This window comes from Flammeovirga sp. SJP92, assembly GCF_001583495.1.
Taxonomy (GTDB): Bacteria; Bacteroidota; Bacteroidia; order Cytophagales; family Flammeovirgaceae; genus Flammeovirga.
The window spans coordinates 1-9,641 of sequence record NZ_LQAQ01000045.1 but is presented as its reverse complement, the minus strand read 5'-3'; the positions used below and the strand labels follow the sequence as shown (position 1 = coordinate 9,641).

Annotated in this window: 8 protein-coding genes; 1 reads left to right on the top strand and 7 read right to left on the bottom strand. The window is 34.5% G+C overall.

Going from position 1 to position 9,641, the window contains the following annotated elements:
• The coding region (locus AVL50_RS11660) for a helix-turn-helix transcriptional regulator (RefSeq protein ID WP_216639040.1) at positions 1 to 600 on the top strand (600 nt) is incomplete at its 5' end.
• A 187-nt stretch (positions 601 to 787) separates the two neighbouring features.
• Here AVL50_RS11660 and AVL50_RS11655 read toward each other — a convergent pair.
• The 7 genes from AVL50_RS11655 to AVL50_RS11625 all read right to left on the bottom strand — a co-directional run bounded on the left by AVL50_RS11655 (position 788) and on the right by AVL50_RS11625 (position 9,263).
• Positions 788 to 2,356, bottom strand: coding sequence for a DUF1254 domain-containing protein (locus AVL50_RS11655; protein WP_062616682.1), 1,569 nt, complete (start codon positions 2,354 to 2,356; stop codon positions 788 to 790).
• Between the two features lie 164 nt (positions 2,357 to 2,520).
• A complete protein-coding gene (locus AVL50_RS11650) occupies positions 2,521 to 3,696 on the bottom strand; it encodes a BamA/TamA family outer membrane protein (protein ID WP_157491290.1) in 1,176 nt (391 codons plus the stop codon).
• 21 nt (positions 3,697 to 3,717) lie between these two features.
• Positions 3,718 to 4,215, bottom strand: coding sequence for a cupin domain-containing protein (locus AVL50_RS11645; RefSeq protein ID WP_082795771.1), 498 nt, complete (start codon positions 4,213 to 4,215; stop codon positions 3,718 to 3,720).
• A gap of 163 nt (positions 4,216 to 4,378) precedes the next feature.
• The gene (locus tag AVL50_RS11640; RefSeq protein WP_172826821.1) at positions 4,379 to 5,029 is read right to left on the bottom strand and encodes a TorF family putative porin; all 651 of its coding nucleotides are present in this window, start codon (positions 5,027 to 5,029) and stop codon (positions 4,379 to 4,381) included.
• A gap of 335 nt (positions 5,030 to 5,364) precedes the next feature.
• Positions 5,365 to 6,054, bottom strand: coding sequence for a DUF2490 domain-containing protein (locus AVL50_RS11635; protein WP_062616678.1), 690 nt, complete (start codon positions 6,052 to 6,054; stop codon positions 5,365 to 5,367).
• Positions 6,055 to 6,795: 741 nt separating this feature from the next.
• A complete protein-coding gene (locus tag AVL50_RS11630; RefSeq protein ID WP_082795769.1) occupies positions 6,796 to 7,482 on the bottom strand; it encodes a DUF2490 domain-containing protein in 687 nt (228 codons plus the stop codon).
• A gap of 386 nt (positions 7,483 to 7,868) precedes the next feature.
• Positions 7,869 to 9,263: a carbohydrate porin gene (locus AVL50_RS11625; protein ID WP_062616676.1), complete on the bottom strand. Its 1,395-nt coding sequence runs from the start codon at positions 9,261 to 9,263 to the stop codon at positions 7,869 to 7,871.
• Positions 9,264 to 9,641 lie beyond the last annotated feature (378 nt).

The following is a 9,641-nucleotide window of genomic DNA, read 5'->3' as shown; positions in this document are numbered from 1 at the left end:
GGTGTGACCATAAGAATAGATAAAAGGTTTATTCAGCATGTGGAGGATGAAAAATGGAATGCTTTTGAAAAGCATATTAATCAAAATGATTACTGGTTGTTCTTTGAAAAAATCACTCCCGAAATGGATTTTTGCATCAAGGAATTATTTCAAATTCAGCAACAAGAGTTAGGCCAACAAGGATTAAGTTTTTCTGTTTCATTCAAGTTAGTCGCCCTTTTTCTTGTAGAGTTTTATAAGCATCGGATATTAAATCAAAAAATAACCCTCTCTAAAGAATTAATAAATACCATTTACCAAATAAAAAATCAGTTGTCAGAACAATTAGTTCAGCCACCAAGTATAGAAGAACTTAGTGTTCAATATGGAATGAATGTTCAGAAAATCAGGAAAAGCTTTCAACTTGTATTTGGAGCCTCTCCCCATCAATATGTTATGAAAGAAAGGGTTTTCAGAGCAAGAAATCTGGTTTTAAATACAAACCTGCCAATGTCAGAAATTGCAGATGAGCTGGGTTTTTCACATTCTTCTCACCTCACTCGACTGTATATTAAGGAATATGATATATCGCCCCTGAAAGAAAGAATGCTTAATAAATGATGTTTAGGCGTCACTGCCTTATGTGATGATGTGTCCCCTTATAATGTGACACATCATCACCTTATAAGGGGAAAGGCTTCACCCTTACCATGTGGCACTCTTCACCCTTATAAGGTGGCAGACCTCACCCTTATAAGGGTGAACATCCCACCCAATTAATTGTGAGGACTAAAGCTCTTTTTTATAATTAAATCAGTTCAATCTCACTAGGCCTCCAAGTTTGATCGAACCACTTTTCAGTTGGACCAAACATTCGCAACATGACAAACCAACTTTTATTTGGAATGGTCTGCAACCAATTATTTTCATACCCTTTTGGTGCTTTTGGTCCGAAATAGATGAGATATGATCCATCCTCTTCCATTCTCATGTTTGCCAACTGACTTCCAATAGTAGGTGTTGGTTGATCCGTTTGCAACATCGATCTTGTTTGAGAATCATATATTGTCAGTGCCCAAAAATCCTTTACTGGAGGGTTCGGTGGAATTCTTAATTTATAAGTTCTCTTTCCATTAAATGGACGTTTTTTATGATCTAACATCAGCAATCCATAATCAGAACCTTTGCCGGGTGTTTTAACAGACATGGCTGGTGAAATCCCTGAATAAGGAAAATGAAGCATCGTTCTCGCATCAGAATTCATGGTATGCCCGTCTTCTCCTGTGAAGAAAACATTTTGGTCCGTAAATAATCTCATCCATGCACTTTCAGTATCAGGATACATTTGTACACCATTCATATGGTTGATAGTGCCGGCCGTTCTTGGATACCAAACAATTGAGCGTGCTGTGGCATTCCCTATTAGCACCGCATCATTGAGTATTCTTTTTAAACGTTTATCGGGTGAAAATGACTTCCCTTTTTCGATACCAATTGAGGCTAAAAGACCTCTTGTCTCTGCATCAATCATATCTAAAGGCTCTTCTTGTATTACCTCATGAATAGCTTCATAAAAGTGAAAATCGTTTGGGTAAATGGTATTAAAATCTTGACCTGAACCATCAATAAACACCATGGGTTTCGGATTGTCTTGTGCTTCTAATGGGTAAATCTTAAGATTGTTGACGATATGATCTTTGGCACTTTTAGCTCCATTTTCTAAAGTCATTCTCATCAACATCCAAAGTCGGTAAGTGGAAGAACGGATGACATGATAACCTTCAGGCACTTCATCATCATAGGCAGGTGGCAACAATAGATACTTTCCACCCTCACCTTTATCTGGACCAAAAGGGCCAATGTCAGATACATAATAAAACCAAGCGTCATTAATGGCTCCCGTCATCTCTGAGGGGACTTCCATTACTAACGGACCTGTTTCTTTTAAATTGATAATGGGGTTGACATAAAGTGTGGAGGTATTGGCAGTGAGGTAAAGTGATTTAGAATCTAACTGCAAAAGCATTACTCGGTTATACTCATCCGCACCTAATGCTTGAGGGCCTTTGATCAAATGACGCATCGATGCTGCTTGCATACATTTCAGGTAAACGTCCACTCCTCTCATTCTGTCTAGATTGTCATAGGTCAAATCTACAGTCTTTTTTATAGGAACTCCATCCATAAATCGTAATGTACCAATGGAGGTTTTTATTTTATTAGGAGTAATAATACCTTCAGGTATTTCAGTGGTTTGACTGAAAGAAGGGATTTTGTTATTCTCGTGATTTAGTAATAACAGTAATAGGAAAGAAATGCACAAGATGGCTAGAATAGCATTCATCTTCTGATTTTCAGTTTTGAATATTGATTTCATGGTTTAATAATTTTTAGAAGAAATAGATGTTGAAATTTTATTCAGTTATTAAATGATATTTCTGGTTAGAAGGCTTCAATATCGTGCACCATAGTTTTAACATTGGTGCACGAAACACCTGCTTGTATTTTGTCCAAATGTTTAAGCCAGATGAAATAGATTGATTAGAAGAATTCGCTAATGCCGAAATAAAACATATGACCGTCTTTTCCACATGCATAATCAACATTAATATTCATCCGTTCGTAAGGCAGTAATCTATAGCGGGCACCCACTGAAAAAGCAGGCAACCATTCTGAGTTTCTAAAACTTTGAGACATACCCGTTTCGTCATCGCTTCCGAAGACTTTACCAATGCCTACGGAGCCTACAAAACCTAGTTTGTGATTTAACCAAGGCGTTTCTTTACGGTACTCTGCTTGGAAGTTAACCAAGTTCCTATCCATTCGGCGACCTGCTTCATATCCTCTCTGTAATACTTCTGCAGCTCTTCCGTAAGTAGACCAGAAATCTCTAGCGGCATCCTTAGAAACAAAACGTCCGAAACCTTGGAAAGCAATCACATTACTGATATGGCCAACCGTGAAGAATTGTCTATAATCTGCAGTAAAAATATTTTGACTGTTCTCTCCAAGCATCTGATCCATTCTTACATTAATATACTTTCCCTTGTAAGGGTAGTTGACATTGTCTCGTGAATCATACGTCAAAGCATAACGTAAACCATGGGTGTTGATAAACTCATTTCCAAAACCATTGGCTTCTAATAAACGATCAGATTCTTCATTTCTCCCTTCGGTCTGACGTCCTGAATAGATATACCCTAAACCTGCATAGACTCTTGAGAAGATCTTTCTTTCTACCATCATATTAAACATAGTAATATTAATAGCGACATCAGCTTGTTCTAATGCTTGATCTTCATTAGAAGGATCAGGAGATAACTTATAGATTTGATTTGCTCTTCCAAAAACACCGAAATTATTTATTCTCCATAAATCTTCTTTTAAATAGAGATCATTGAAGAATCCCATAAAATAACTTCCGTTGGTGGTATAATTACCTCCAATTCCCGACATAGAAGGAGGAGAAACCAAGTCATCTTTACTTGGATAATAAGTTAAGGTGCCAATTAAAGCGGCACCCCATTTTGTAGCGGGATCATAAGACGGTAAGGGTACAAGATTGAATTTCACCCCTTTTCTTTCTTCCTCGTCATCAAATTCAGGTCGGTCTTGATGCTTTGCTTTTTTTGTATCATCCGTTTTATTTTGAGCAAATGAATTTAATCCTGTTAGCATCCAACAGGCTAGTAGCAAAAATTGTAATTTAGTTTTCATTTATATTGTTGCTTGTTATTATTATTCCCCAAAAGCATCCCAAGCTTTTCTTTCCACTACAATTAGTTCTTTATAATCAGTGGGCATATCCCAAGTACCTGCATAGTTTTTTGGTACAAAAAATACATCTCCAGGGAAATAGATTTTTTCTTCTTGTCCTTCAGGTTGAAGTTTAACTTTCCCGTCTATGACCAATACAAATTGATCATAAGGATAGCCATCAACTTTCAACTTCCCAGATTTTGACATCCAAATAGCACCTACTAATTCCTCCCCTTTATAAACCACTTTTTCCCATTGTCTTAAGTCTCCATGAAGTTTATACTCCTCTGGCCAAGAAGGCAATGCTGTTAAAGTTTTTTCATTATAAATAGAATGATTCTTTTGGATTGTATTAAAATTCATAAAATCTCTTTTTGTATCGATAGAAGATACGATACCTTCTTTTTCTCCAACTTTAATTCCTTTACACCCGAAACAGCACATTATTAACAATAATGCACTCACTAACTTTTTCATATCTATTGTATTATTTTGATTGTTTCTTTTTCACACAGAATAGATAACACTTGGATTTAGTTTTGAAAAAACACGCCCTATTTATAAAACAGGACGTGTAAAAAATTATTAAACTAAAATACGTGATTTTAATATCTATTCATTATCAAACTATTATTCTATTTTAGAAGTTCACTCCAAAGATCAAGTGAACAGCTGAAGCATCTGGATTGTAGACCGTACCACAAAATAGGGACGGACTATACTTTTCAGTAAGCTTCAGATCAAAGGTTTTCGTCAAGCTAACATTGACTAAATTGAAATTATCGTTTAAGGTATACTCATGATTACCCGCTCCGACTATCAATTCAAAACCTTTATAGTTGTATCCTACTTCAACATAAATATCATTGTCTTCACTGAAGTTAATGTATCCTGCAAAATGGAAATCCTTTATTCTTTGTATTACTCCTAACTCAAATGAGTGTCCAATACTTGATTCATCTTGGTCAACGTGATGTGTTGTTTTAGGACTATCAAAAGTAGCTGTTGAGTAAACGTAATCTATTACCTGTAGGCTTAACCCTATTTTCTCAAAAGTGTACCCTACTCTATATTCAAATTCATATACTGCATTACTCTTCAAAAATGCATAGGTTCCCCATCCTCCAACATAAAAACCTTTGTAATTCAATTCTACATCCGGCTGTATGGCAGGGCTGTAACCGTAGTCAATACCTCTCCATACATAGTGATTAACAAGATCAGCTCCTGCTGAAAACTGCAATTTGTCTTGAGCATAAAGATTTCTAAAAACCATTATGATCAACAACATTATTAGTAGTATAGTCTTAATTATTAATCGCATTTTAGTTGTTCTTTATGAAGAATGAGAAATGATGTTGAATCATTTTCAACATTACAAAGTTGGCACTTATCTCATCAACTTTATGGTATATTAAAATCTCTTTTTGGTAAAAAAAGAAAGCCCTTTGTTTACCCAATATCGACATAATATAATCTCCTCCATTTTTTCAAGAAATAAGAAATTAGTAGTGCTATTATCATCTTCTAATATTTTAGTTTTGCTGTTCCTCTGATACATTACAAAAGTAGTATATGTACTTCCGAATCTTTTTTAAGAAAAGGTCAGCCTATTTTATAAAATGGTCAACGTTTCTTTTTCTTTTCAAATAGTCTATTAAATTTCAAAGGTTTGATAGTATGATCAATTCTAACTCTTATGAGCTTACTGTTATTGTTCATCAAGTTCTCGTTTCCAATAAAGGATCTTTCTTTGATAAGTTGAATTGTTAAGAAAGTGTTTTTACTCACATTATGAGAGATACCAAAAACAGTTCGATTACTTGCTAACTCTGGTCCTGATGGACTGTTAAGGTTAATAAAAGGTTCAAGTCCTACTGACAAAACTCCAATATATGTAGGTAAACTCACAGATGGACTATATCTTAATCTAACATTAAGAGGTCTTTCATTATCAAAGAATTGTTGTTCGAAACGAACCCTATTAGTAATACTCAAACTACCAATGCGATTATTAATAATAATGTCTTGAAAAGGTCTTAATTCATTGGGAACGGTATTCCCATGCAAGTATTTTACTCCTCCTCTTAAATGTACATTATTGGTCAGTTCAAACCTTAATCCTGTTCTATATTGCCATCTCTCAAAACCCATGATATCACTTCTGTAGCCTATATCTGAATCTAATGAAAACCGGTAAGATAATTTGTAGGTATTGAAATAGTGCAACCATAACACATGGTCTTGAGCGATCACATTGGTTTGACTCAAAAAGAAAACCAATAGAAAGGATAAACAGCTGATTATCTTTTTCATATTGGTGCTTTATTAATTTGGTGGAAAATAGAAACTTTAAGTAATGGGGAATTATATCTTCTTTTATAGTATAGATTTGATTCTGATAATCGCATTTTAGTCTTGTTTAATTGATACTTGAGAAATAATTATTACTCCTTTCACAAAGAAAATTAAAAGACAAATAGGACTTTGGTAGATTCAGAAGAAGTAATGGTAAAAAAGAAAACTTCTCTTTTACCAACTTCTTCTTTGAAGAGAGAATACCCAATCATAGAGGAGTGTAATGCTCTGTTCTTATTCAACCTAATCAACTGTATTTTTGGGTAAAATCAATTAAAAGAAGTGTTAGGCTTTTACTTCTTCCCTATTGATGATGTTACAAATGTACAGTGCATGTTACTAAATTACTTTTAATAAAAAGTCACCTGCTTTTAAAAAGGAGTCAACAATTTATACTTGAATTTTTAATCGATTTCAGCCAGCTCTGCTTAGTCTATTTTTTAATGTCCCAGTCTTCTTTATTTTATTCATTTCTGAAAAAAGAAGTAAAAAATAAACACGGCTCTCTTAGAAAGAAAGCCGTGTAAACTACTAAAATACGTGATTTTGTACTATCTGTTGTAAATTACCTTATCCATAAATATTCACATAGTTAGTGTTTGAGTCTATGTCTTTAATACATTACAAAAGTAAGCAAGTTGGTAATCAATCTTTTTTAAGAAATAGTCAGCCAATTTTATAAAATGGTCAAACTTCCTATTATCGTTTCTTTTTTCTTTTGAATAGTGATTTTGATTCCAGAGGATGTATTTTATGATCAATCTTCAAACGAATAAAATGTGTTTGCTCAAATGGACTGATTTCAGATGATGTAAATGTCTTTTCATTAATATATTGTAAGGTAATCATGGTGTTTTTCATCATATTTCGACTAACACCAAAGTAGATCCTATTGCTAGTAATTCTTATTTCATCCCATGAGTTTGTATTAATAAAAGGTTCTGTACCAATAGACAACACACCGAGTTGTGTGGGAACTTTTAAAGTTGGGTTATACCGGATTCTAAAATTTGTAGGAGCATTATTAAATACTTGTTGCTCAAAACGTACTCTATTTGAAATAATCAAGCTATTAATCCTATTATTGATAATTATATCTTGGTAAGGTCTGAACTCTGTTCTTGGACTATTCCCATGCACGTACATCACCCCTGCTCTTAATTGTAAATTATTGGTAGCTTGATATTTTATACCACTTCTATATTGCCATCTTTCTTGCCCAAATAAATCAGTACGATAACCAATATCAGAGTCAACTGAAAACTTATAAGTCAACTTATAACTATTAAAATAATGCAGCCAAAGAATATTGTCTTGTGCATATGACGTTATGGTTGACAGTAGTAAAACTATCAATAAAGACAGAGGTATAATAAAACGGTTCATCTACGTATTACATTTATTGGATCTATTTGATAGTTATATAAGTACTAGGACAAAAGAAATGGGACCTTTTGAAGGTAAAAAAGTGGTTCGTGTTGTGGTTCAGTGGACGTTGTAATACAACGTCCCTACAGCCTACTTTCAATTTTTGGTAGAATATCATTTATGATGGATACCGTTGTAGGGATGTTGCATTGCAACGTCCACTGAACCACCATAAAAACTATTTTACGAACCATAATTCTACTTTCTTAACTCTTCATTCAAAAAGAACCTTTTCTTCTGTCTTAGTACTTTAGTTTACCCAGGTCTCCACTAAGGAAGACCTGAAGATAAACTTGAGGATATAAAAATTAATTGTAATGTTGAGGGTTTTCGTTTTTACTCTTCTAGAAGAAATACCTAGCTTTGATGGTAGGTGCAAAAATAAAATCTGTATTAGTATTCATAGTAGGGTTCATAATAAATTGAGCACCTGGAGTGATCCATAAATCTGGCGTTACTAACATTTTCCAATACACTTCAGCAGCCCATTGGCCTTCATCTCTAACATTTGGAAAAATAGTACTTATTAAAGCTTCTTGATCTGTTTCAGGATTCCTTATTTGTCTCACTCTTTCAGGGTTCATTCTAGCATAATTAATCCCGAAACCTACTTCACCTTTAATATTGAATGGTTCAAGGTAAACTAAACCCGCTGCAGCGGCATGATCTGCTTGTGTGGCCATTCCCATTGTACCCCCAATAGCAGTATTATAGGTATAGTTGGCAAAGGAAACTAATTTGCCCCACTGTTTTGTGCCATGTACTTTAAAACCCCAACCTGAACTTGTAGGTAAAGGAGAAGTACTGACTTGATCAGTGTGAAAAACAAGTAAATGAGCGTGATCAAAATCACCTTCACCTCTGAACCAGTGCTTACCTATTTCTAGACCCGTAAAAACTTCACCGTTTCTAAATACTGATCCCCAATCAAATTCACCTGCAACCAAGTTGTTATCTTGGACCGAACCAGCAATGTATAATGAGTTGCCCTCAATCGGTTTCCAATTAAAAGCCATTGCCAATGAAGGAGCTGGAATAGGGAGCGATGCAACTGGGTTTGTAAATCCTTGATTTGAAAATGATGTACGACCATCTTTAAAGCGGAAGAAATCTAAAACCATCAGTGAAGAAAAGTTACCTACTCTAAACCAGAACCTATCTTTTTTACCTTTTTGCTCCCAGTATAACGTAGTGAAATACGGTCTATCCCAATGAAAGAAAGTAGCATCCGTTCCATTTAATGATCCATTTGCAATTGGTGTGACAGCGGGGCTTATGTGGCCATATTGATGTCTCCCATCTAAGACAGCTGTAATACTACCTTCCCAATCTTTGCCTTTATTAAAAACAGACCATTGTGCTTCAAAAGCATAGATCCCGACACCTGCAGTGGTTGAGGTGTGTTCTGCTGACATATTATGTGATAAAGGATTTCCCGTAAACATGGTTGAATAGCTAAAACCTAGCTTTAAACCATAATTTTTATAAAGATCTTCTTTCCATTTAAAGTATGGACCAATATGAGGTTTGCCAAATATTGCTCCATGCTCAGGGAAACTGTGCTCTAAATCTGTTTCAGTATCCAAAGGGTTCTCAGGTCCAACATGATCATCATAGTGATGTATATGATCTAAGTGTTTTTTTGGCTTTTCCTGTGCTATTAACTTATCTGTCGAAAATAAAATTAACGACAGCCATAATAACATCATGGATGACGAAGTATTTAATAATTTTCTCATCTATCTTGTTGAAATAGTCTAGTATTTTATTTGATTTTTTTTCCATGCTAACCTCTTTATTTCAATGATCTAGTATTTAATATTGGTTTTTCATTATGCATTCTTTTGAATTCATTTTTTGTAATTCAATGAAAAGAGATTGCTATTAAAAAGGTAGAAGAATTGCTCCTTCTACCTTATTGTTGATATCAACTTGAACGAAAAACAAAAGCTGACAATTTTTTTATATTAGAAATCTGTGAAAGAACCTGCTTTCATTCTTTTAGGGAATTCTTTGAAAGTCATTTTGAACTTCGCTAATTCCGAAATCAAATCATAAGCAACAGGTGCCGCATCATAGTAGAATCCATCATAAAAACCTGATTCCATGTGAGCAGA